The sequence below is a fragment of the Mesorhizobium sp. 2RAF21 genome, assembly GCF_052115345.1.
GTDB lineage: Bacteria > Pseudomonadota > Alphaproteobacteria > Rhizobiales > Rhizobiaceae > Mesorhizobium > Mesorhizobium terrae.
In genome coordinates this window covers 210,904-233,228 of record NZ_JBFRGM010000011.1, presented here as the reverse complement: position 1 = coordinate 233,228, position 22,325 = coordinate 210,904, and the positions used below count along the sequence as shown (strand labels likewise).

Below are 22,325 nucleotides of genomic sequence, written 5' to 3'. Positions count from 1 at the left end.
GGCGGTGGGCGGAGCGCTGGTCTGCCCCACCCACCTTGCCACCCCCAAACCGCGTCAGTAACCGAGACCCTTCTTCGCCTCATAGACCTTCATCGGATCGTCGGCCTGCGTGTAGAGCTTCGACTCGGTGATGATGGTCTTTGGCGGGACAGTGCCGTCCTTCTTCAGCTTCTCGAGCGCATCGAAGGCAGGACCGGCCATGTTGGGGGTCAGTTCCACCGTTGCGTTGGCCTCGCCGGCCGCAAGGGCCTTGAAGATGTCGGGCACGGCGTCGATCGACACGACCTTGATGTCGGTTCCCGGCTTCAGCCCTGCTTCCTTGATGGCCTGGATCGCGCCCACCGCCATGTCGTCATTGTGGGCATAGAGCGCGCAGATGTTCTTGCCGCCATTCTCCGCCTTCAGGAAGCCTTCCATGACTTCCTTGCCCTTGGCGCGGGTGAAGTCGCCCGTCTGGCTGCGGATGATCTTGATCGACGATGCGCCGGCGATCGCTTCCTCGAAGCCCTTCTTGCGATTGATCGCCGGCGACGAGCCGGTCGTGCCCTGAAGCTCGACGACGTTGCAGTTCTTGCCGGCCACGTCCTTCACCAGCCATTGGCCGGCGACCTTGCCTTCCAGCACCTGATCGGATGCCACCATGGTGGTGTAAAGGTCGTCTGGACCGTCGATACCGCGATCGAGCAGGAAGACCGGGATCTTGGCTTCCTTGGCTTCGGTCAGCACGGCCTCCCAGCCGGTTGCGACGACGGGCGCCACGAAGATGGCATCAACGCCCTGCGCGATAAAACCGCGGATCGCCTTGATCTGGTTTTCCTGCTTCTGCTGGGCGTCCGCGAATTTGAGGTCGACGCCGCGCTTTTCGGCTTGCTGCTTGGTGACGCTGGTTTCCGCCGCGCGCCAGCCCGATTCCGAGCCGATCTGCGAGAAGCCGATGGTCATGCCGGCCGCCTGGGCCGACGCGCCGATGAGAAGAGATGCCGCCGAGGCGAGCAAAATTGTCCTGATGGTCCTGGTCACTGGTTCCTCCCGAGTGAATGCGAAGGGTCGCGCTCCACCCGCGAGCCCTTTCGCTATCAAGGCGCGCCATGTCATAACCGTCAAATCATCATTGGGCATCTTCATATACCGGAATTGGCAAGATAGAAGAGGACATGAAGTTCCAATATCTGAAGCTGAATCAGCTGCGTTTCGTCGATGCCCTGCGCCGTCGGGGACGGCTCGGGCTCGCCGCCGAAGAACTGCACATGTCCCAGCCCGCGGCGTCACGCATGTTGGCGGAGATCGAGGGTCTCGTCGGCCAGCCGATCTGCTCGCGCAATGCGCATGGTGTCGTCTTCAACGAACTGGGCCAGGCGCTGGCGGCGCGCGCGCATCGGGTGATCCATGAAATCGACCAGCTGCGGCGCGACCTGACCGAATTGGTGGACGGCAGCCATGGCAAGGTGCGCATCGGCGCCGTGACGACCGCCGCTGTCGCCTATGCCTTGCCCGCGGCGATCACGCTGCGGCGGCTGGCACCGCGCATGGAATTACAGATTGACGTCGAGCCGAGCGTGACGCTGATGCAGCGCATGCGGGACGGCGACTATGATTTCGTACTCGGAAGGCTGACCGAGCCCCAGGACCGCACGCAATTCGACGTGCGTCAGATCGGGGCGGAGGCCGTGAAATTCGTGGTGCGCGAAGGACACCCGCTGGCAGGCCGCAGCAAATTGCGCCTGGCCGATCTGGCGCGTCAGGACTGGGTGGTCCAGCCGGTCGGCACGCCGATCTGGTCAGCCCTATCGCGCGCCTTCGTCGATGAGCAGACGCGCTTTCCCGAGAGCGTGACCTATACGGCATCGGTGCTGCTCACGCTGGCCACGATCTCGCGCACCGATGCCATCGCGCCGCTGGCCGACGATGTCGTCCAGTTGCTGGCTTCGCCCGCGCTGGCGACCCGCGTCGCCATCCTCGGCATGGCCAATCCGATATTCGTGCCGGATCTCAGTATCATCACCCTGCACGACAGCGTGCTGTCGCCCATTGCTTTGCGGTTCCTGAACTTGATCGAAAGCGAGATTGCGGCGAAAACTCTGGGGGCGTTTGCCGCTTCCTGACGGTGCGTCGGCTCCCCAGCTTATACCGGTCGGAGCTTAGATTTCGCTTTCCCCAGGCACGAGTGTCATTGGCCAGGGTATGCGGGCAGGGCGCTCGGTATACTGCCGACGCGAGCGGGCATCGGGGCTAGCAAAGTTTCGGCAAGCGCAATGCCCAGATCAAGTATTGATAGTTCATAAGACCAGCCTCGTTCGGCCCGCAAAAGAGCCCGATCGCCAGCACTTCATCGATGAGCAAGATCGCCGTCGGCCGCTCCACGAGAGCGGCAAGGTACCCTACCGTTGACGACACCGGAGTTCGCGGTGGTCTTCAACGGCCGAGGGAAGAATGAGATCAGCGAGATGATCGGCCCAACTTCGAACCCACGCAGCTTCGTTTGTCCAACATGCAGACCAAACTGCGGATCTAGGAGATTTACGCGCTGATCGGCGCGGAAGAAGCGATCGGGATTTGTATCTCTCAATTAAAACAGTGCGCACGCTCCTGTGGTCGTCTCGAGTCATATGCGGTCAAGAGCCTGCCTTGGTCGATAAGTAGCTCCAATCGGCCGTCAGGCCTGCGAAGTCGCGACCGCAATGGTTCGTGAACCTGAATGGCTGCTTTTACCAAGTGGATTCTCGAAACCAGCCGATCCGCTTGCGGCCCCAAAACGTATTCTGGCGAGCTGCAGGGAAACGTCGATCGAGCCCGAATGGCAATTGGGTCTGAAGTTCGACTTCCTTGAACAAGGCCCGGGCAGGATGGTTCATTTCCAATAAATTCACCCGGCCCTGAAGCAGGGCGAGTACGCCTAGGGACTGTTGCAAGAGGATGCACGGGAAGACGCATCGATGATCGTTAACGCGGCGAAGCTGCTATGAAAGGTCTTTCCGTGATTCTCCGTGCCGCCGATGACCGCCCTCGAAATTCTCAAAACCGTTTATGGCTATGATGCGTTCCGGGGGCCGCAGGCGCGCATCGTCGAGCATGTCATTGCCGGCAACAACGCTTTCGTTTTGATGCCGACGGGCGGCGGCAAGTCGCTTTGCTACCAGATCCCGGCCATTGTCCGTCCCGGCATGGGGCTCGTCGTTTCGCCGCTGCTGGCGCTGATGGCCGATCAGGTGACGGCACTGCGGCAGGCAGGTGTGCGGGCGGCGGCACTCAACTCCGACCTTGCGCTCGATGACCGCCGCGCGCTGTGGCGCGATATCCGTACCGGTCAGCTCGACCTGCTCTATGTTGCGCCCGAAACGCTGCTCAGGCCGGACGTATTGGAGCTGTTGGAAGGCGTAAAACTGTCGCTGATTGCCATCGACGAGGCGCACTGCCTGTCGCAATGGGGGCACGATTTCCGGCCGTCCTACCGTCAGCTTGACGCGGTGGTGGCGCGTTTTGCCGGCGTTCCGCGCATGGCGCTGACGGCGACCGCCGACGAGCCTACGCGCGCCGAAATCCTGTCGCATCTCGCCATTGACKAGGCCGACGCCTTCATCGCCGGTTTCGACCGGCCCAACATTCGCTACGCCATCGAGGAGAAAGATAATCCGCGGGCGCAGCTCAAGGAATTCCTCAAACGCTACGAGGGCGAGAGCGGTATCGTCTACTGCCTATCGAAGCGCCGTACCGAGGAAACCGCCGCCTGGCTTCGAGGCCTCGGCTACGATGCGCTCGCCTATCACGCCGGCATGGACAAGGCGGCGCGCGAGACCAACCAGAAACGCTTCCAGCATGGCGAAGCGGTCATCATGGTCGCCACCGTCGCCTTCGGCATGGGCATCGACAAGCCGGATGTGCGCTTCGTCGCCCATATCGACCTGCCGGGCAGCATCGAGGCCTATTACCAGGAGACCGGCCGCGCCGGGCGCGACGGCCTGCCGTCCGATACACTGCTGCTCTACGGCTCCGAGGACATCGCGCTGCGCAGTCGCTTCATCGAGGAGTCGGAGGCGCCCGACCAGCGCAAGCGCATGGAGCGGCAGAAACTCGACGCGCTGCTGGGCCTGGCCGAGACGGGGGGCTGCCGCCGGCAGGTGCTGCTGTCCTATTTCGGCGACCATGGCGAACCGTGCGGCAATTGCGACACCTGCGCGGAGCCGCCAAAACTGTTCGATGGCGCCATCGCGGCGCAAAAGGCGCTATCATGCATCTACCGCACTGGCGAGCGTTTCGGGCAAGCCTATGTCGTCGACGTGCTTCTGGGCGTGGACAACGAGCGCATTACTCAGTTCGGCCATGACCGCATCTCCACCTACGGCATCGGGCGAGAGCACGACAACCGCACGTGGCGAGCGATCCTGCGCCAGCTGATCGCGCTACGCCTTATCGATGTCGACCTCACCGGCCATGGTGGCTTGGCGATCGCGCCGGCTGGCCGCGACTTCCTGCGCGACAAGCCGCCGTTGATGCTGCGCATTCCGGCGCCGGCGCGTGCCAGGCGCGGCAAGGTGGCGCGGAGTGCGGCGCAGTCTGCCGTTGCCGGTGCGGACAATGACCTGTTCCAGGCGCTGCGGCAGAAGCGTACGGAAATAGCGCGCCTGCAGAACGTGCCGCCCTATGTGATTTTCCACGACAAGACCCTGATCGAGCTCGCAGCGGTGCGACCCGCCTCGCGCGCCGAAATGGCCGGCGTGCCCGGTGTCGGCGAAGCCAAGCTCGACCGCTATGGACCGGCCTTTCTTGCGGTGATCGCCGAGCACGCATGATGCGGTGGCGGCCGCCGACATCGGACGGTGAGCTTTCGTCAACATCCTGTCCGCAAGCGGGCCGGCAATTCCCGGTCGCATTGTGGTCGTTCGATGCGGTGTCGGTTTTACGGACGCTGCCATTTGGTCACGGCCATGAATGGCGTTCACCGAACGATGGTTATGCTCCCGCTGCTTGCGGTTGAGCTTCGAGACGGCTTTGGCTGCCGCGGCCGAGCCTACAAGGAGGTGTCCAGCCCGATGTCGAGGATCGGGGCGCTGTGGGTCAGCCAGCCAACCGAGATCAGGTCGACGCCGGTCGCGGCGATTTCCGGTGCGGTGGCCGGAGTGACGCGGCCCGAAGCCTCGGTGATTGCTCGTCCGCTGACCATGCGCACGGCCTGTGCAAGCAGGTCCGGTCCCATGTTGTCGAGTAGAACCGCATCCACGCCGAGGTCGAGTGCTTGCTGCAGTTGGTCGAGTGTGTCGACCTCGACCTCGATCTTGACCAAGTGCCCGACATTGGCCTTGGCCCGTTCGATGGCCGCGCGCACGCCGCCGGCGATGGCGATATGGTTGTCCTTGATCAGCACGGCGTCGTCCAGACCGAAGCGGTGGTTCGAGCCGCCACCGGCCCGAACGGCGTATTTTTCCAGTGCGCGCAGACCCGGCGTGGTTTTGCGGGTGCAGACGATCCTTGCCTTGTGGTCGCGCACCGCATCGACGATGCCGGCCGTGGCGGTGGCAATGCCGCTGAGGTGGGAGAGGAAGTTAAGTGCCACGCGCTCGGCCGTCAGAAGCCCGCGCGCTGGCCCTATGAGGGTCGCGAGGATGTCTCCGGCTTCGATGCGGCTTCCGTCCGGGCGTTCGATTTTCATGGCGATTGCGGGATCGATCAGGCCGAAGGCGAGCGCCGCCAGATCGAGGCCGGCAACGACACCGGGCTGACGCGCGGCCAGCACCAGTTTGGCAGAAACATCGGCAGGAACAATGGCCTCGGTTGTGATGTCGCCGGCACAGCCGAGGTCTTCCAGCAAGGCGGCGCGAACAAGCGGTTCGAGCATCAGCCGGGGCAGGGGAGAAAGCGTCATGGTTCAGGCGCTCCGGGCCAGTGGTGCGGGGTCGAGTTCGGCATCAGCGGCCAACGCGGCGTCGAGGGTCAGTCGTGCGCGGCGGGTTGGCGCAGTGTGGGTGGGGAAATCGCTGCGAAAATGTGCGCCGCGGCTTTCTTTGCGACGAAGCGCCGAGACGGCCATCATCAGCGCGACCGCAGCTGGATCTGCGCAGGCGGTTTTGCCGGTCGCCAGAGGCGCCAGGCGGGCCACGGCGCCGCGCAGTTCATCGCCGTTTCGCACGACCCCCAGGGTCGCCGAAACGATGTCGCGCACGGGGCCGGGGGCTGGTGGCGGCAACAGCTCTGCCGGACCTGCCTCGATGATACGGGTCCCCGATGCCGAAGCCACGCTGCGGGCCACCCATTCTGCGCAGACCACGGCCTCGGTGAGCGAATTGCTGGCAAGCCGGTTGGCGCCGTGCAGGCCGGTCGAGGCCACCTCACCACAGGCCCACAGCCCCGGCACGGAACTGCGGCCTTCATCATCCACCGCCACGCCACCCATGTGGTAATGGGCAGCAGGCCGTATCGGGATCGGTTCGAATGCCGGATCGATCCCGGCCTCATGGCAGAAGGCGGCGATAGCCGGAAAACGCTCCGCGAAGCGGGTAACGAGGCAATCGCGCGTGTCGAGAAAGACCCTGTGGCCCTTTGCAAGATGGCGGAAGACTGCGCGTGCGACGGTGTCGCGCGACGCGAGCTCGGCGCCGGGCAGATCAGCAAGGAAGCGCTGGCCGATTTCGTCGATCAGCACCGCGCCTTCGCCGCGCACGGCTTCGCTTACCAGCGGCATCGGTCGCGCCGGCGTGTCGAGTGCTGTCGGGTGGAATTGCACGAATTCGAGGTCAGCCAGTTCGGCGCCGGCGCGGGCGGCAAGCGCCAGACCCTGGCCGAAACAACCGAGCGGATTTGTAGTGTCGTGATAGAGGCTGCCGATGCCGCCAGTGGCAAGCACGACGCGATCGGTCGCAAATACCGCGCTGGCGGTTTGGCTCGTCGCGATGACGCCGGCGATGGAGCCGTCCTCGATGAGGAGCCTGCGCGCCCGGACATCTTCAAACACGGTGATGGACGGCGTGGCGCGTACGGCCGCGACCAAGGCACGGATGAGTTCGCGCCCGGTCGCGTCGCCGCCGGCATGAACGATGCGCCGGCGGCTGTGCGCCGCTTCCAGGCCGAGGGCCAGGCCGCCGCTGGGATTCCGATCGAAGACGACGCCAAGCCGTTCCAGCCTCTCAATGGCCTTGGGCGCCGCCTCGACGATACGCCGGGCGACCGGGACATCGCACAGGCCGTCGCCGGCGTTGCAGGTATCGGCGAGGTGTAGCGCGGTGGAATCGTCGCTGCCGAGTGCGGCCGCCATGCCGCCTTGCGCGAGAGGGCTCGATGCCTCGCCGCCGAGCGGGGCGGCGGACATCAGCACCACCGGCAATGGTGCAAGTTCCAGTGCCGTCATCAAGCCGGCGATGCCGGCGCCGATAATGACGGGCCGGCCGGCGAGGTCGTGGCGATCGGCACTCATATTTCGAGCATCCGCTCCACCGCGAGACGGGCGCGGGACGCGACGGCCGGGTCGATCGTCACGGGATGACGCATCTGCTCCAGTGCTGTGCGAATGTTGGCGAGCGTGATGCGCTTCATATGCGGGCAAAGATTGCAGGGGCGGATGAATTCGACCTCGGGATGGTCGATGGCGACATTGTCGCTCATCGAACACTCGGTCATCAAAACGACGCGCGCCGGCTTTTCCCTGCCGACATAGTCCGACATCGCCGCGGTCGAGCCGGCGAAATCGGCCTCCGCCACCACTTCCGGCGGGCATTCGGGATGGGCGAGCACGATGACGCCGGGGTGTGCGGCGCGCAGTTCGCGGATGTCGGCCGGTGCGAAGCGCTCATGCACCTCGCAATGGCCCTTCCAGGCGATGATCTCGACATTGGTCTGGGCGGCGATGTTCTGCGCCAGATATTCGTCGGGCAGCATCATGACGCGGGGCACGCCGAGCGATTCCACGACGGCCTTGGCATTGCCGGAGGTGCAGCAGATGTCGGAATCGGCCTTCACCGCGGCCGAAGTGTTGACATAGGTGACGACGGGAACGCCCGGATAGCGCTGCCGCATCAGCCTGATGTCTTGCGGCGTGATGGAATCGGCCAGCGAGCAGCCGGCGCCCATGTCCGGAATGAGCACGGTCTTTTGCGGATTGAGCAGCTTGGCCGTCTCGGCCATGAAATGTACGCCGGCCAGCACGATCACATCGGCCTCGACGTTTATCGCCTTGCGCGCCAGCGCCAGGCTGTCGCCGACGATGTCGGCCACGCAGTGGTAGATTTCCGGGGCCTGGTAGTTGTGCGCCAGGATGACGGCGTTGCGTTCGCGCTTGAGCGCCAAGATCGCGTCGATATCATCGGAAAAGGCCGGCCATTCGATCGCCGGGATGAATTTGGCGACGCGACTGTGGAGTTCGGCTGTGGTGGGAGCGATGCTAGACATGTTGATCCTTATTATGCTCTAGTGGAGTATAATATGGGTATATGCTTACCATGAGCATAAGTGCTGTCAAGGGAAGGATTTTGCTATTTAGTGCCGGCCAGCGGCCTTTCGTCGAGCACGGCATGGCGGAAGCGGAACAGCTTGGCCGGACGACCGCCGGTGTCGGAGGACATCTGGCCGGTCTCCTCGACGAGATCCTGTTGTTCGATCAGACGGCGGAAATTCTGCTTGTGCACGGTGACGCCCGCCAATGCCTCGACCGCCCGCTGCAATTGCAGCAGCGTGAACGCCGGTGGCATCAGTTCGAAGACGACGGGCCGGTATTTGATCTTGGTGCGCAGCCTGGCAATGCCGGTCGCGAGGATGCGGCGGTTGTCGCCTTGCATGACTCGTCCCGGCACAAGGTGGGCACGGCTGGGGCTGCTTCGACGCGCGGCTTCTTCGACAAGCCCCGCCTCGTAGAGCAACTCATAGCGTTGCAGGATCAATTCCTCGTTCCAGGGCTGGCCTTGGAGACCAAAAGCGATCGCCGCGCGCCGAAGGCGCTTTTCCTCAAATTCGCCGATGCCGGTCCATCGCTGGAGCGCCGGTTCGATGAGGTCGGCGATAAGCTGTGGCGCACCGTAGCGATGATCTTCCCAAGGAAAGAATTCGTACCAGCTACGCCAGCTGCCGGATGTGGTGGCGTGGGGCTGCTCCTCGTGGGTCAGGCCAAGATAGCTGATCGAGATCACCCGGTGACCGGGCTCGTCCGTGCCGCGGTCACGGTCGGCGAAGGTGTAGAGCTGTTCGATGTAGCCCAGCGGCCGGCCGGTCTGCTGTTCCACCCAGTCGCGCAATCCGGCTTGCAGCGAACGGTGGCTGGATTCGAGGGGACCGGAGGGGAGGGAGGCCGCATCGCCGATCGTCAGGACGAGCGGATTGCCACCGCCAGCAGCAACCAGGACGGCCGTGAGGTCAACCTGCACCGCATGGTTTCTGTCCACCTGGATTGACTTGTCGAAGCTGCTGTTCTGCATATGCCCATTGGTCTCGAAAGAGTTCCATCCGCCTTGCAAAACGTTGCCAGCAGTGCCTTACCCTCGCCAGTAAACACAAAGCGGCTGCGACATCCATCCCCGCGAATTTGCAAATGGCCGAAGCCGTTCGGTCAGACACTTTTCACTCGTCCTCTCAACATTTGTGTTGGAAGATTGCCCTGGCATTGACTTGCCAACACCATCGAGACCGAGTTTTGCCGTCCAACACCGCTCGAGCAACCCGGCATGTCTTTCAATCTTACCAAGATCATGACTTCGGGCGGATCAGGGTGCTGCTATCGAGAGCAAGCGGATGAAGCTGGCCATTTCATCAGGCGCTCGGCGCGGATGAAGACGACCTCCGTGCGGCCGAGGACGGGCGCATCTCGATCGCGCTCGGTGAGATGCCGAGCGGCAGGCGAAACCGCGAACCGGTCGGCTTTGAAGCGCGGGGTCATATTGAATTTAACGCGGCCCAATCGATCCGGACAGGCAATCACCGAAGCTTCACCGGGGCAGTCGTTGAGCCTGCCAGTAGAACGGGAAGCAAGGCTGTCGGCGTTGGAAGGGCTCGGATTCCGGCCGTATCCGTCTTCTGCTCCCACGGTTATTGCGCGCTAAACCGCTTCCCCTTCAGCCCCTTGGGCTTCATGCCGTCCGCGGTTTCCATAAATTGAGCCACAGTATCGATCCATGCCGCCGTCTTTGGCGGGATCTCTGCTTCTTCCGTCAGCCACGCCTCGACCAAAGACACGTCGCAGCCTAACGCTTCCGCCAAAGTTTCCGGTGACCAGCGCATGATGGTCAGGCATTCTTCGAGACGCTCAGGTGTCATGGATCATCTTGCTCGCTGCTGTGCGCTGTAGACGCGATTGAGATATTCCATCAGGTCGCGGAATGCCGTGTCGATGTCAATCTGCGTGGGATCTTTTCGCAGTCGCCGTATGGCGCGGCTGAAGAGGGGCGACTGCCTCTCGGCTGTTCTTCAGCCTGTTTCTTCGCGATGTTTGTTGGACGCAAAAAAGGGTTCGGCCGGCAAATCTCTCGCTGGTGCACGATCTATCTCGTGAACTTCCGGTGAACGGCGCCTTCAGCATCGGTTCCGAACGCTCTCGCTACAAAGGAGCCGTTCAACCGCGGTCCAGTCCGCACTGAAGGAGGTTCACAATGATCCGCACATCCATCGTAGGTGCCGTAGTTGCCGTTGTCGTTGGTGCCGGTGTTACCGCCCCAGCCTTCGCCAATGACGTGCGCATCGAACAATTTGGCTGGCACAACTCCGCCGGAGGCGTGCAGAATGGCCATAAGAACCGTGTCCGCTTCTATCAGGACGGTCAATACAACACCGCCATCGGCCAGCAATACGGACACCGCAACCTGTCCGCGATCGGACAGGAAGGAGACGGCAATTACGGTGCCACCTATCAATACGGCAATCGTAACCAGGCTGGCATCGGCCAGTTTGGCTCGGACCACACCGCGATATTGACGCAGGATGGCAACGGCAATGTCGCCGCTGGCGTCCAGGTCGGGCATGGCTGCAGCGCGGATGTCAACCAGGGTGGCAGCGGCAATGTCGCGGCTTTCGTTCAGGCCTGTCCTTGATCCACAAGACAGGGCGGATCAGGCTCCCGGCTTTTCTCCGTCAAACAGGAGATGATTCATGGCTAACACCGACAGACGAATTCCGACCGTTGCCGCAATCGCATTCGCAGGATTGGTCGCCGTGGGTGCAAGCGGCGCCTTTGCCGACAAGGACAATTCTGCCTCCGGCCCGCTACGCTGCGAGATCCGGGGCAGGGTTCAAGGCAACACGATCTTTATCGAACCCGTCGTGCGCTCCGATGAAGGCGTGAGCGGCAGCTACAGCATCACTGTATCCGGAGGAGGGGCTGGCGGCTCCTCCAACATCAGGCAGGGCGGTGAGTTCACCGCCCTGCCTGGACATCCCACCGCGCTCGGCCAGATCAGCCTTAGCGCCGCCGATGCCTCCTATGACGTGAAGCTCAAGGTGGCGGCTGCAGGGACAAGCGCCACCTGCACCAAGCAGGTGCCGAGCGAAATCTGAGCTTCATTTTCAAAAATAGTCGGATACGCGCCCCGGATCGTCCGGGGCGTTTCTTTTCCCTCGCCAGCCTGGTGCTGAACGATGGCTGAACACGTCCTTCCGGCCCGGTTCAGTATGGTCATGCGAGAGTTCGGCATTCCCTGGCGAATACCCAAAAAGGAGAGTTCAGATGAACGCCAAAGCTGCCAATGTCCTGCGCACTGTTGCCGCTGCCGTCATGTTGGGACCACTGGTGCTTTCCAGCCCCGCCGTGGCGGGTGGCTCGATTGCCTTCTACCTTTCACCCCAGAATGGCGATGATGCCCAGATGATGGACCTCGGTCTGAGAGCCTATGCGCTCTATAACGGCCTGCGCCACGGCGCGAACGTCCGTCAGCACGGCCACGGCAACAATGCCGGGATCGGCCAGAACGGAGGCGGCAATCTCGGCATCGTCGATCAGCAGGGCGACAGCCATTCCGCTACCCTGCAGCAGAACGGCAACGGCAATTCATACGGTGTCTTCCAGTTCGGTCGGAACACCGACGCGGAAGTCGTACAGAACGGTCAAGGCCAGAGTGGCGCGGCGCTGTTGTTTGGTTGGTGATAAAGCCGCGGTTTGCGAAAAAGCCCCTCCGCGTTGATGGTGAACTCTCTCAAGATGAAAATGACGCGCAAGCACCTGGGTGTCTCGCGAGCAGCCCTTCTTCAGAACCAGCAAGGACGCGATTCAAGACGACGAATTGGTGCCAAGCGCAACAACGCAGGCCCCATATCGCCCCTAAGCGCCAGTTTCATCTTGGTCCGACGCAGATATTCGCCGGCAACGCGTTGTTGTCCCCGTGTCGAACGTGGCTAGCGAACGGATTTTAGGAACGCGCCGAGGCGGGGGCTGCGCGGCTGGCGCAGCACTTCGGCTGGCGGGCCTTCTTCCTCGATGCGCCCGTCATGGAAGAACACCACCTTGTCGGAGACCTCGCGGGCAAAGCTCATTTCGTGCGTCACGACCAGCATGGTACGGCCTTCCTTCGCCAGCGCACGGATCACCGCGAGCACCTCGCCGACCAGTTCGGGGTCGAGCGCCGAGGTCGGTTCGTCGAACAGCAGCAGTTCTGGCTCCACGGCAAGGGCCCGCGCGATGGCGACGCGTTGCTGCTGGCCGCCCGACAGCGAAGCCGGATAGGCGTTGGCCTTCTCCTGCAAGCCGACCTTGGCAAGCAATTCCATGGCCCGCTGCACGGCCTGCTGGCGTGGAACGCCGTGCACATGGATCGGAACCTTGATGATGTTTTCAAGCACCGTCCAGTGCGACCACAGATTGAACTGCTGGAACACCATGCCGGTGCGGCGGCGCAGCCATTCGATGCCTGCTTGCGGAGGGACCTTTCCAGCGCCCATTTCCAGACTGCGGCCCTTGAAGTCTATTTCACCGGAGCTTGGCGCTTCGAGGAAATTCAGACAGCGCAGGAAAGTGCTTTTGCCTGAACCGCTTGCGCCGATGATCGAAACCACCTGATGCTCGTAGGCTTTGAAAGAAACGCCCTTGAGCACCTCGACGACGCCGAAGCTCTTGCGCAAATTCCGCGACTCGATTGTCGGCACCGCAGGCGTGGGTTTGGTGGCCGGCAGTTCAGTTGTATTCATCGTTTCCTCCGGTCGGTCTGGCCAGGCGGCAGAGCAAGTCTCGGCCGGCGCGCCATTGCTGGAACAGGCGATTTTATGTGCTGTGGTGTCCGGCTGATCGGTGTGGCCGATCGACGCCTCGGCGCGGCAGGACGAGACTTGCGCCTCAGCCCTCCATTGCGAAGCCCCCATTGCGCATCATCCGGGCCTCGAGCAGCCGCACCCCGAAACTGAGCGCCATATTAAGCCCGAGATACACCGCGCCCGCCGCCAGGAAGACCTCGATCGGAGCATAGGTCTCCGAAGCCAGGATCCGCGCCTGTCCGGTCAGCTCGATAATGGTGATGGTGCTGGCCAGTGACGTGCCTTTGAGGATGAGGATCAACTCGTTACCATAGGCGGGCAGCATGGCGCGCAGGGCCTGGGGGAACACCACCAGCCGGAACCTCTGCGTGGCGGTAAGGCCGAACGCCTTGGCTGCCTCGATCTGCCCGCGCGGCACCGAAAGCAGCCCACCGCGAATGATCTCGCTGCCATAAGCCGCCGTGTTCAAGGACAGGGCGATGAGCGCGCAGGCATAGGCTTCCCGGAAGATCGGCCACAGGATGGAATTGCGCACGGCGTCGAGCTGGCCGAGCCCGTAGTAGACGAAGAAAACCTGGGCCAGCAGCGGCGTTCCGCGGATGATGTAGACATAGGTGTAGGCGAGCGCCGAAAATGCGCGGATGCCTGAAAGCCTCGCCGCCGCCAGCAGCACCGCCAGCATGAAACCGAGCGCGATCGACGTGACGGCGAGTTCGAGCGTTAGCGGCAGTGCCGAGAGCAGCGCCGGAAACGAGCCGAAGAGCACATCCCATCTCATTTGCCATATCCCCCGACGACGGAGCGGCTGAAATGACGTTCGGCGCTATCGAAAGCCTTGTTCGAGATCGCTGTGAAGACGAGGAAGATGAGGATCGCGACCATGTAGAACAGAAATGGACTGCGGGTTGAACCGGCCGCCACGTCTATAGTGCGCATCAGTTCAACCAGCCCGGTAACAGAGACCAGCGCCGTATCTTTCAGCACCAGCTGCCAGACATTGGAGATCGACGGCAAGGCATAGCGCAGCATTTGCGGCAGCTTGATGTGGCAAAACAATGTGGATCGCCTCATTCCGAAGGCACTGGCGGCCTCGATCTGTCCTTTCGGGATGGCCTGGAAGGCACCGCGAAACACCTCGGCGCTGTAGGCCGCGCAGATCAGGATAACGGCCAGGACGCCGGCGCTGAAGGCGTCCGCAGCGACTGCACCGGAATAACCCAGCGCGTCGGCGACATAGCGGTAGAAGTGGCCGCCGCCGAAGAACAGCAGATAGATCACCAGGAGTTCGGGCACGCCGCGGACAACCGTGACATAGACACCGGAAATGGAGCGCAGCAGGAGACTTGAAGAGAGCCGCGCGGCCGCGATGGGCAAGCCCACGACGAGCCCGCCGGCAAAGCCCAATGCTGCGATGACCAGGGTCATCGCAGCACCGCGCGCCAGTTCGTCGCCCCACCCGGTCGGGCCGAAGGCGAGAAGGTCGAGGAAATTCATTTGGCGACGTTTTCAGGGATCGAACCGTCGACGCCGATCCATTTGACGCTCATCTTCGAGATGCTGCCGTCGGCGGTCGCCTCGCGGATCGCCTTGTTGAACTGCTCGCGCAGTTCCGTTTCCTCACCCTTGCGGAACGCCAGCGCGACACCCTTGCCGAGTGCGCCGCCTTTCAGGGCTGGGCCAAACGCGACAAATTTCTTGCCGGCCTTTTCCTGTTCGCCGATGAAATTGAGTGTGGAACCGGCGCCATCGACGGCGGCGTCGATGCGGCCGGCGACGAGGTCGAGCAGCATGTTCTCGCCCTTGTCATAGATTTTCACTTTGACGCCCGGAAAAATCCCCTCGAAGAACTTCGCATGCGTCGACGCGCGCTCGACGCCGACGGTCGCATCCTTGAGCGCGGTCGCGACATCGCCGATGACGGCCTTGTCCTTGTCGCTCATCGATCCAAGCAGGATGGTCGAGCCTGCGCCGCTCTTGAACTGGCCGAGCTTGCTTTCACCGGAAGCGATCAGACGCGTCGGGCCGGCATAATAGGCGATCGAGAAATCGACCGCCTTTGCGCGTTCGTCGGTGATGGAGAGCGAAGCGAGAATGGCGTCAAACCTCTTTTCGTTGAGGGCAGGGATCATGCCGTCGAAATTCTGGATGACCCACTCGCATTTGACGTTCATGCGCTTGCAGATGTCGTCGACCAGATCGGCTTCGAAGCCGATAAGCTTGCCCGCCGGATCGGTGTAGTTGAACGGCGCGTAGGTGCCGTCGGTGGCGAGTTTCACCACCCGCTGCTCTGCTGCCTGGATCGTGCTCGCCCCGGCGAGAAGCATCGCCGCGGAGACAAGCAGCATTCGTCTCTTCATGTTCATTTTCGCTCACCCTCTGTTCTTGTTTACGCCGCGCCGGGAGCGCCCGGAACGGGCGTCTTGCGCGGAGCCCCATCGAGAGTAGGCCGAAAGACAGCCACGTTCGGTCAAACCAACATTGGCGGGCGGCAAAAAATGTCTGGTTTGACGGCCCGCCCGGCAGTTTATTTTGCCAACTCCAACTGGGTGCCCTGGCTCTTCAGCCATGCCACGAATGCCTGTGGAACCCGTCCTGGCGTGTGGATGACGGCATAATAGGCCCCGAGCACGATATCGACCTGCGGGCACAGCCGGATGATGTTGCCAGATTGCAGCAAAGGGGCGACGAAAGCAGTGTTGGCCTGGGCGACACCGAGGCCCGAAAGACAGGCGTCGATCGATGATTCATCCGTGTCGAAGACGATGCTGCGGCCAAGCGGTTCGAAGGGGATGGCAGCCCCCTTGCACCATTGGCGCCAGGACCAGGCATCAGCCGTGTCCTGCAGGATCGGCAGAGCGAGGACCTGCGCCGGGTCGGTCACTGCAACTTGCCCGTCCAGCAGTGCCGGCCGGCAAATAGGCGCGGTGTTGTCCGCCAGGAACATCTCGCCCTCGGTGTCTGCGTCCTGCGGCAAACCACGCGCATACTTGATCTCGATGTCGATTCTGTCGCTGCCGGCCGCTCCGATGGTGCGAAAGCGCAGATCTACCCCCGGGTGTCCGAGATGATAGTGCTCTATCCTCGGGATCAGCCAGCGCTGCGTCAGTGTCACCGGCGCCCATATGGTCAGCTTGGCGGCTTGGCTTGAAACTTGGCGCACGCCCTTGCGGACTTCGGCCAGCGCATTCCTGACATGACCGAGGAAGGCTTTGCCCGTCTCCGTCAGTTCGATGGCGTTGTGGCTGCGCTGGAACAATGTCGCGTCGAGCGACTGTTCAAGCAGCTTGATCTGCCGGCTCACCGCGCCGGGCGTCAGGTTCAATTCCGAGGCGGCAAGCGTCAGGCTGCCGAGGCGCGACGCGGCCTCGAACGCGACGAGCGTGTTCAGCCAGGGTAGCCTGACAGTCTCTGCATGTCTGGCGCTCATTCAGGCGTTACCTTTTTTCGATTGCAAGCCTTGGGCGTCCTCTCATTCTGGCCGAACCCAGCAGACCGACTGGTCGGTGGTGCGCGTGCAGCCGCAGTTGAGCCTCGTCAGGAGAAAAACACAATGAACATGGTGCCCTTGAAGTCGGAATTCGCAGGCCTGCCCGGCAAGGTCGACCGCATCGATCTGCGTATTCTCACGGAACTTCAGAAGAACGGCCGGATCACGAATTTCAAACTATCCTCGCTCGTCGGCATCTCGGCCAGCCCGTGCCACAAGCGCGTGCGTCGGCTGGAAAAGATGGGGCTGATCAGCGGCTATCGCGCCCAGATCTACTGGTCGCGGCTCTATCCCAACGTCACGGTCTTCGCCGCGGTATCGTTGAAGAACCACGGCTCGGTCGACTTCCAGACCTTCGAGCGCCGCATCAAGCACCATCCCGAGATCACCAACTGTTTCGGCTTGTGCGGGCCTTACGACTACATGCTGCGCTTCGATTGCCGTGATATCGCGGCCTACGAAGTCATTTCGCGCGAACTTCTCGATGGCGATGTATCGTTTTCCCGCTTCGACAGTTTCGTGGTGCTGCGCGAGATCAAGAACGAGCCTTCATCTCCGGCCACGGCCTCCACGCCGGCGCCGCAGGACGAGTTGCGGCGGGTTGCCTGACCTTGCTTGCGCCCGAACCGCCTCGTTTCAGGCGATTTGGGCGAGAGGAGTCGTGCCGACGGCATCCGGACCCTTGTCGAACCGGTAGGGATCGAAACCTTCGATCTGTGTCGATGTACGGCCGTCAAGCACCAGTTCAGCGACCACTTCACCGATGCCGGGGCCGAGCTGGAAACCGTGCCCGGAAAAACCGAAGGCATGGATCAGTCCGCCGACGATGCGGCTCCTGCCCAGGAATGGCAGCGAATCCGGCGACTTGCCTTCGATGCCGGCCCAGGTGCGGATGAAATTGCGGCCGCGCAGGAACGGCAGCACATCGACGGCGATGCGCGACACGTCGAACAGGTTCTGAGGCACGTATTTCGCGCGGCCGGTGTCGAGGTCGGCGCGACCCGGACCCCGGCCAAAGAGAAGATTTCCCCGCCCGATCTGCCGGGCATAAAAGAAGCGCCCGTTGACCGGGTAGTCCACCGTCGACGTGACCGTGCGGGGGAATGGCTCGCTGACCACCATTTGCGGGACCATCACGTCGAGCGGAAAGACCTCCGAAAATAGCGCGGCGAGGCGCGCGCCCCAGGCACCGGCGGCATTGATCAGGGTCGGCGCACGAACCCTGGTCCCGGTTTCGCTTTCGATCTGGAAGCACGCGCCATCGTGATGGGCGGTTCGCACGGCGTCGTGCTCGCGGATGTCGGCGCCGAGTTTGCGCGAGGCGACGGCGAAGACCGGCGTGACCAGCCGTGGATTGGCGGCGCCGTCTCCGGCAACGAAGCATCCGCCGAGCACCTTCGTGCCGATCCAGGGAAAACGTCGCGCAACGTCCGCTCCCGTCAGCAATTGCGCGCCGACGCCGTGGCCGCCAGCCATGGCGGCCCATTGTTCGACGTCGGCCATGTGCTCGGCCCGGTCGCAGATCTCTATATGTCCGGTGATCTCCGTCTCGCAGCTTTCGCCGACGAGGGTTTCGATCTTGCGCCATTGGCTGAAGGCGCGCAGGCTGAGCGGCAGTTCGGGTTCGGCGCGGCCATTGGTGCGCAGGCCGCCGAAATTCACGCCGCTGGCCTGAGCGCCGACGGCGCCGCGTTCAAACAGCGTGACACGCGCCCCGCGCCGGGCGAGATAATAGGCCGAGCAGACGCCGGCGATGCCGCCGCCAACGATGATGACGTCCGTCTCAGAAACTTGTGTCATCGGCTTCGCTTTTTTCACCGGCGCGCATCCAGGCGTCGATCTGAGGATCGGCCTGACCGCAAGCGCTTCCATAAGAGATGGGTTTGACCGGCCCTTGTCCGCGCAGCTTGCCGACCTGATCGAGAGGCTTTCCGGTCGTCGCCGCAAGCAATTCGGCCAGCACAGGTCCGCAGACGCGGCCCTGGCAGCGTCCCATTCCGGGCCGGGCGAGCGCCTTCAACCGGTTGACCTCCCGTGGCTCGAACTTGGCGATGGCGGCCCTGGCCTCGCCGAAGGTGACGTTCTCGCAGCGGCACAGGATGGTTTCGTCGGGCGCCTCGCCAATCCAGTCGGCGGGAAAGGGAAAGCTCGTCTCGACGCCCTTGCGAAAGGTGGCCAGGCGACCAAGTTCGCGCCCGATCTGGCGCATCCGTGTCTTCGATGATGGCAACCCGATGTCGGCAAGCAGCGCTAGAGCCGCGCGCTCGCCGGCGAGTTCGGCGACATCGGCGCCGCCGATTGCGCTGCCGTCGCCCGCGACATAGATGCCATCGCCCGCGCGTCCCTGGCCATCGTGCGCGACGACCCACTGTCGGTTGGCTTTGTCGTAGCGGGTGCGGCATCCGGCAATCTCGGCAAGCTGCATTTCGGGGGTAAGCCCGAAACCGAGCCCGACAGCATCGCACGGGATAAAATCGTCGCGACCGCCAGCGCTGAAGCGGATACCCTGCACGCTCTCCGTGCCCTCAACCGAGCGCAGCCGCACGCCTTCGCGCAGCATGACGCGTTTACGCGAGAGATAGCGGCGATAGGCGAGGCCGCGCAGCAGCATTTTGGGTGCACGGGCCATCCACGGCGCGCCACGGACCTTGTCGAGATAGGGGGCGGAATCGAGCACCGCCACGACATTGGCGCCGGCCTTCGCATACTGGTAGGCGACCAGATAGAGCAGCGGCCCGGTGCCGGCGAAGACCACGGCGCGTCCTATGGAACAGGCCTGGTTCTTTAGCGCGATTTGCGATCCGCCGAGCGTGAACACACCGGGCAAGGTCCATCCCGGGATCGGGATAATCCGGTCCATCGCACCGGTGCTCAACAGCAGCCGGTCGAATTCCTGCCTGCCAGTGCCGGATTGGTCGCTTGTGTGCACGGCGCCGTCGAAGATGTTCCAGACCAGCGTGTTCGGCCGATAGTCGATCTTGCCGGCAAGAGCGTCGAACATGTCGTGCAGACGCACCGCCTTTGGCGCGTCGTCGCCATAAAGGCTGGCTGGCGGGCGCTGGAATCCGCCGGGCTGGCGCCGGTAGATCTGGCCGCCGCTCGCCGGTGCTTCGCTGATGACCGTGAGATTGCGGCATCCGGCGCGATGAAGTGTTTCGACCGCCCGCGAACCTGCCGGGCCGGTGCCCACCACGATGATCCGATCGTTGCCTGCCATGATCACCTTGCCTCGCGCGTCAGCACGTCCATGCCGTGCTGGACCTGGGTGGTGCAGGCGCGAACCCGCTCGCCCGAGGCAAGCGACAGCCAGCAATCCTGGCAGGCGCCCATGTTGCAGAAACCGGCGCGCGGCCCATCGCCGAATTCGGAATGCCGCAGATGCCTGCCATGAAGCAGCATCGCAGTCAGCAGCGTATCGCCGTTGAGGCAAGAGACGCTCTCGCCGTCGATGCGGATTTCGACCGGCGCCCGGCCGGTCTCGCCCAAGCGGATAAACTGTCCTGCACTGCTGCCTGTCATCGGATCACAACTCGAAAATAACGAGGACAACCTAGCGGTCGTTGGCTCGCAACCTTTTCCAAATGACGCGTCGGCACGAACAGATTCTTCCAAAGATCGGCTGCCTGCTGCGTCAATTTGATGAGGGACGATTTGCTTGCCGCAACTGGATGAGTTGCTCGTCCAACCGCTCCCGCGCCGATGTAAGTTGCGCATGCAACGCGTCGAGCTTGGCTTGGTCGCGATCGATTTCGGCATGTGCAGTCTCGATCATGCGACGAGTCTCGTCCGGTGAAGCCGCTCCCACTGACCGCCGGGCCTCGATCGTGCGACCGGGGTCGAGCGCCTGCATGATGGCTTCCTCGGATATGGCGAGCGGGTGGCCGAGTTCCCGCTCGATGGCCGCAAGAGCGTCGCCATATTCGATTTCGTCCGGTTTCAAACCACGCTCCAGCGCATTGCGCACCAGATCCGCTACGATGTGATGTGCCTGGCGAAATGACAGACGCCCCTCGCGCACCAGGCAGTCGGCAAGATCGGTCGCCGTGGAGAAACCGGCGCCGGCGCGTTGCCGCATCGTTTCGACACAAGGCTCGATTTTTTCGGCGACGAGGCGGGTAATGGTCAGCGCGTTGCCGGCCAATCGCAGTGTAGGCCAAAGCGGCGCCAGCGAGGAACGGCCGGTGTCGCCGGCGTGGCTGAAATGACCGCCCTTGAGGATGGCGAATGTTGCCGTCAGCCCGCCGATCACCTCGCCGGAGCTCGCCTTCAGATATTCGACCGCCACGGGATTCTTCTTCTGCGGCATGATGCTCGATGTGCCGGCGATGCTGTCGGGAAAACGAACGAGGCCGAATTCCTGCGTGCCCCAGATATACATGTCCTGGGCGAAGCGCCCCCAATTGGCCGCCAAGCCGAGGACGGCCACCGCCGCGTCCCACGCATAGTCGCGCGATGCCACCGCATCCTGGGCATGCAGATGGACCCTGTCGAAGCCAAGCAGCTCGGCAACCAATTGCCGGTCGATCGGGAAAGAGGTGCCGGCGAATGCACAGGCGCCGAGGGGAGAACTGTTGGCCGCGTGAAAAGCATGGAAGAGGCGCAGGGCGTCACGCGCCAGCGCCTGCGCAATTCCTGTCAGATAGAAGCCGAAGGTAATCGGCTGCGCCGGTTGCATATGCGTGTAGCCAGGCATGATGGTGTCGGCAAATTCCTCGGCCCGGCGCAACAAGGCGCGCCGCAACGCAATGATTTTCTCGACAAGGTCAAGAACCAACCGCCGCATCGCCAGACGATCGAGCGTCGCGTTGATGTCGTTGCGGCTGCGCGCGAGGTGCAGCCGCCCGCCGGTCTCGGCACCCGCGCGCGCCATCAGCAGCGCCTCGAAGTTGAAGTAGCCATCTTCGCGGGCCGGATCGCGGGGAATGACGTCCTCGCCATCCCTGCGAATGCCGGACAACGCCTCGGCAAGGTCGCTCGCGACCGCCGGCTCGACCAATCCGGTCCTGGCCAGCATCACCAGATGCGCCTCGTTGACAGCGCACAGATCATCGATGCCGAGAGCCAGTTCCCGTTCTATGCGCGGCCGGAAGATGAGCTCGAGAATTTCGGGAGCGAGCGGCTCGGCGAGGCGTGGCGAAACCTTCGATTGCATGGGACGGACCTCAATAGGGGGTGCCGTCCTTGCGGACGAAGCGGCGGCCGCGTCCGTCCGGTATCTGCAACAAATCGTCGTCCGGATAGGTCGACACATTGGCTTCGTCAAAGCTTGCCACTTCGACGAACACCACCCTTGCTTCGCTACGATTGACGATCTGGTGACCGTTGGCTTCGCCGGCGGGAAAGCCAATGGCCTGGCCGGGGCGAACGAGCTGCTCGCCCTGGTCCGAGATCAGCGTCATCTCGCCCTCCAGAACGAGGATGAGTTCGTCCTCGTGGCTGTGCCAGACCCTGAGGGACGATGCGCAACCGCTCGGCAATTCGACATGGACTGCCGAAAGATTGTTCAGTCCGGCAAGGGAACCCAGGCGGCGCTTGCCGCGCCCCTTGACGGGTTCCTGTAGATGCTCCGGATATGTCGATCGTGTATCGGGCTCGATGCTTTCCGGATCGATCACGCGAGGCGGTTTGGACATTCGTGTTCCTCTTTGATGCATCCGCCCGTCGGGCGGGATTGCCTTGACGATAGGCCACG

General features: G+C 63.0%; 22 protein-coding genes. 6 read left to right on the top strand and 16 right to left on the bottom strand.

All coding sequences use genetic code 11. The features are described from left to right. Positions 1–54: 54 nt before the first annotated feature. Positions 55–1,008, bottom strand: a complete 954-nt coding sequence (gene ytfQ / locus AB4136_RS19460; RefSeq protein ID WP_024923625.1) for a galactofuranose ABC transporter, galactofuranose-binding protein YtfQ — start codon at positions 1,006–1,008, stop codon at positions 55–57. A gap of 146 nt (positions 1,009–1,154) precedes the next feature. Between ytfQ and AB4136_RS19455 the strand changes: the two genes are divergently transcribed. Together AB4136_RS19455 and recQ are read left to right on the top strand one after the other, a co-directional pair. Continuing rightward, positions 1,155–2,102 (top strand): LysR family transcriptional regulator, encoded by a 948-nt coding sequence (locus AB4136_RS19455; RefSeq protein ID WP_024923624.1) that lies wholly within the window; start codon positions 1,155–1,157, stop codon positions 2,100–2,102. An 891-nt stretch (positions 2,103–2,993) separates the two neighbouring features. Further along, on the top strand, positions 2,994–4,787 hold the full coding sequence (recQ, locus tag AB4136_RS19450) for a DNA helicase RecQ (protein WP_441931549.1): 1,794 nt from the start codon (positions 2,994–2,996) through the stop codon (positions 4,785–4,787). 218 nt (positions 4,788–5,005) lie between these two features. On the opposite strand, the gene nadC is transcribed toward recQ, so the two are convergent. From nadC to AB4136_RS19425, 5 genes are all read right to left on the bottom strand, one after another. Further along, a complete protein-coding gene (gene nadC, locus AB4136_RS19445; RefSeq protein WP_024923622.1) occupies positions 5,006–5,857 on the bottom strand; it encodes a carboxylating nicotinate-nucleotide diphosphorylase in 852 nt (283 codons plus the stop codon). Positions 5,858–5,860: 3 nt separating this feature from the next. After that, positions 5,861–7,402 (bottom strand): L-aspartate oxidase, encoded by a 1,542-nt coding sequence (locus AB4136_RS19440; RefSeq protein WP_024923621.1) that lies wholly within the window; start codon positions 7,400–7,402, stop codon positions 5,861–5,863. Beyond that, positions 7,399–8,373, bottom strand: coding sequence for a quinolinate synthase NadA (gene nadA, locus AB4136_RS19435; RefSeq protein WP_024923620.1), 975 nt, complete (start codon positions 8,371–8,373; stop codon positions 7,399–7,401). The genes AB4136_RS19440 and nadA overlap by 4 nt, the downstream gene beginning before the upstream one ends. 83 nt (positions 8,374–8,456) lie before the next feature. After that, positions 8,457–9,392, bottom strand: a complete 936-nt coding sequence (locus AB4136_RS19430) for an NUDIX hydrolase (RefSeq protein WP_024923619.1) — start codon at positions 9,390–9,392, stop codon at positions 8,457–8,459. A gap of 607 nt (positions 9,393–9,999) precedes the next feature. Then, complete coding sequence (locus AB4136_RS19425; protein ID WP_024923618.1) at positions 10,000–10,227, bottom strand: hypothetical protein; 228 nt, start codon at positions 10,225–10,227, stop codon at positions 10,000–10,002. A gap of 332 nt (positions 10,228–10,559) precedes the next feature. On the opposite strand from AB4136_RS19425, the gene AB4136_RS19420 reads away from it, so the two are divergent. The 3 genes from AB4136_RS19420 to AB4136_RS19410 all read left to right on the top strand — a co-directional run bounded on the left by AB4136_RS19420 (position 10,560) and on the right by AB4136_RS19410 (position 12,046). After that, entirely contained in the window at positions 10,560–10,997 is a 438-nt protein-coding gene (locus tag AB4136_RS19420) for a curlin (protein ID WP_024923617.1), read from the top strand. Positions 10,998–11,055: 58 nt separating this feature from the next. Next, positions 11,056–11,460 (top strand): curli-like amyloid fiber formation chaperone CsgH, encoded by a 405-nt coding sequence (gene csgH, locus AB4136_RS19415; RefSeq protein WP_024923616.1) that lies wholly within the window; start codon positions 11,056–11,058, stop codon positions 11,458–11,460. A gap of 169 nt (positions 11,461–11,629) precedes the next feature. Then, entirely contained in the window at positions 11,630–12,046 is a 417-nt protein-coding gene (locus AB4136_RS19410; RefSeq protein WP_024923615.1) for a curlin, read from the top strand. Between the two features lie 248 nt (positions 12,047–12,294). Here the strand turns inward: AB4136_RS19410 and AB4136_RS19405 are convergent, their stop codons facing one another. From AB4136_RS19405 to AB4136_RS19385, 5 genes are all read right to left on the bottom strand, one after another. Further along, positions 12,295–13,083: an amino acid ABC transporter ATP-binding protein gene (locus AB4136_RS19405; protein WP_137900853.1), complete on the bottom strand. Its 789-nt coding sequence runs from the start codon at positions 13,081–13,083 to the stop codon at positions 12,295–12,297. Positions 13,084–13,228: 145 nt separating this feature from the next. Continuing rightward, positions 13,229–13,924: an ABC transporter permease subunit gene (locus AB4136_RS19400; RefSeq protein ID WP_137900852.1), complete on the bottom strand. Its 696-nt coding sequence runs from the start codon at positions 13,922–13,924 to the stop codon at positions 13,229–13,231. Further along, a complete protein-coding gene (locus tag AB4136_RS19395; protein WP_024923612.1) occupies positions 13,921–14,640 on the bottom strand; it encodes an ABC transporter permease in 720 nt (239 codons plus the stop codon). Before AB4136_RS19395 ends, AB4136_RS19400 begins: the two co-directional genes overlap by 4 nt. Beyond that, positions 14,637–15,491 carry a transporter substrate-binding domain-containing protein gene (locus AB4136_RS19390; RefSeq protein WP_051504758.1) on the bottom strand — a complete coding sequence of 285 codons (855 nt, stop codon included), beginning with the start codon at positions 15,489–15,491 and terminating at the stop codon, positions 14,637–14,639. The genes AB4136_RS19395 and AB4136_RS19390 overlap by 4 nt, the downstream gene beginning before the upstream one ends. Before the next feature lie 179 nt (positions 15,492–15,670). After that, complete coding sequence (locus AB4136_RS19385; RefSeq protein WP_137900851.1) at positions 15,671–16,573, bottom strand: LysR family transcriptional regulator; 903 nt, start codon at positions 16,571–16,573, stop codon at positions 15,671–15,673. A 123-nt stretch (positions 16,574–16,696) separates the two neighbouring features. Between AB4136_RS19385 and AB4136_RS19380 the strand changes: the two genes are divergently transcribed. Further along, positions 16,697–17,242: an Lrp/AsnC family transcriptional regulator gene (locus AB4136_RS19380; protein WP_171020954.1), complete on the top strand. Its 546-nt coding sequence runs from the start codon at positions 16,697–16,699 to the stop codon at positions 17,240–17,242. 27 nt (positions 17,243–17,269) lie between these two features. On the opposite strand, the gene AB4136_RS19375 is transcribed toward AB4136_RS19380, so the two are convergent. The 5 genes from AB4136_RS19375 to AB4136_RS19355 all read right to left on the bottom strand — a co-directional run bounded on the left by AB4136_RS19375 (position 17,270) and on the right by AB4136_RS19355 (position 22,266). After that, positions 17,270–18,433, bottom strand: a complete 1,164-nt coding sequence (locus AB4136_RS19375; RefSeq protein ID WP_171020953.1) for an NAD(P)/FAD-dependent oxidoreductase — start codon at positions 18,431–18,433, stop codon at positions 17,270–17,272. After that, complete coding sequence (locus tag AB4136_RS19370; protein WP_137900848.1) at positions 18,417–19,850, bottom strand: NAD(P)/FAD-dependent oxidoreductase; 1,434 nt, start codon at positions 19,848–19,850, stop codon at positions 18,417–18,419. The genes AB4136_RS19375 and AB4136_RS19370 overlap by 17 nt, the downstream gene beginning before the upstream one ends. A 2-nt stretch (positions 19,851–19,852) precedes the next feature. After that, positions 19,853–20,152, bottom strand: a complete 300-nt coding sequence (locus AB4136_RS19365; RefSeq protein ID WP_024923606.1) for a (2Fe-2S)-binding protein — start codon at positions 20,150–20,152, stop codon at positions 19,853–19,855. Between the two features lie 112 nt (positions 20,153–20,264). Then, positions 20,265–21,785, bottom strand: coding sequence for an argininosuccinate lyase (argH, locus tag AB4136_RS19360; protein ID WP_171020952.1), 1,521 nt, complete (start codon positions 21,783–21,785; stop codon positions 20,265–20,267). A 10-nt stretch (positions 21,786–21,795) separates the two neighbouring features. Then, positions 21,796–22,266 carry a cupin domain-containing protein gene (locus AB4136_RS19355; RefSeq protein WP_137900846.1) on the bottom strand — a complete coding sequence of 157 codons (471 nt, stop codon included), beginning with the start codon at positions 22,264–22,266 and terminating at the stop codon, positions 21,796–21,798. Positions 22,267–22,325: the final 59 nt, after the last annotated feature.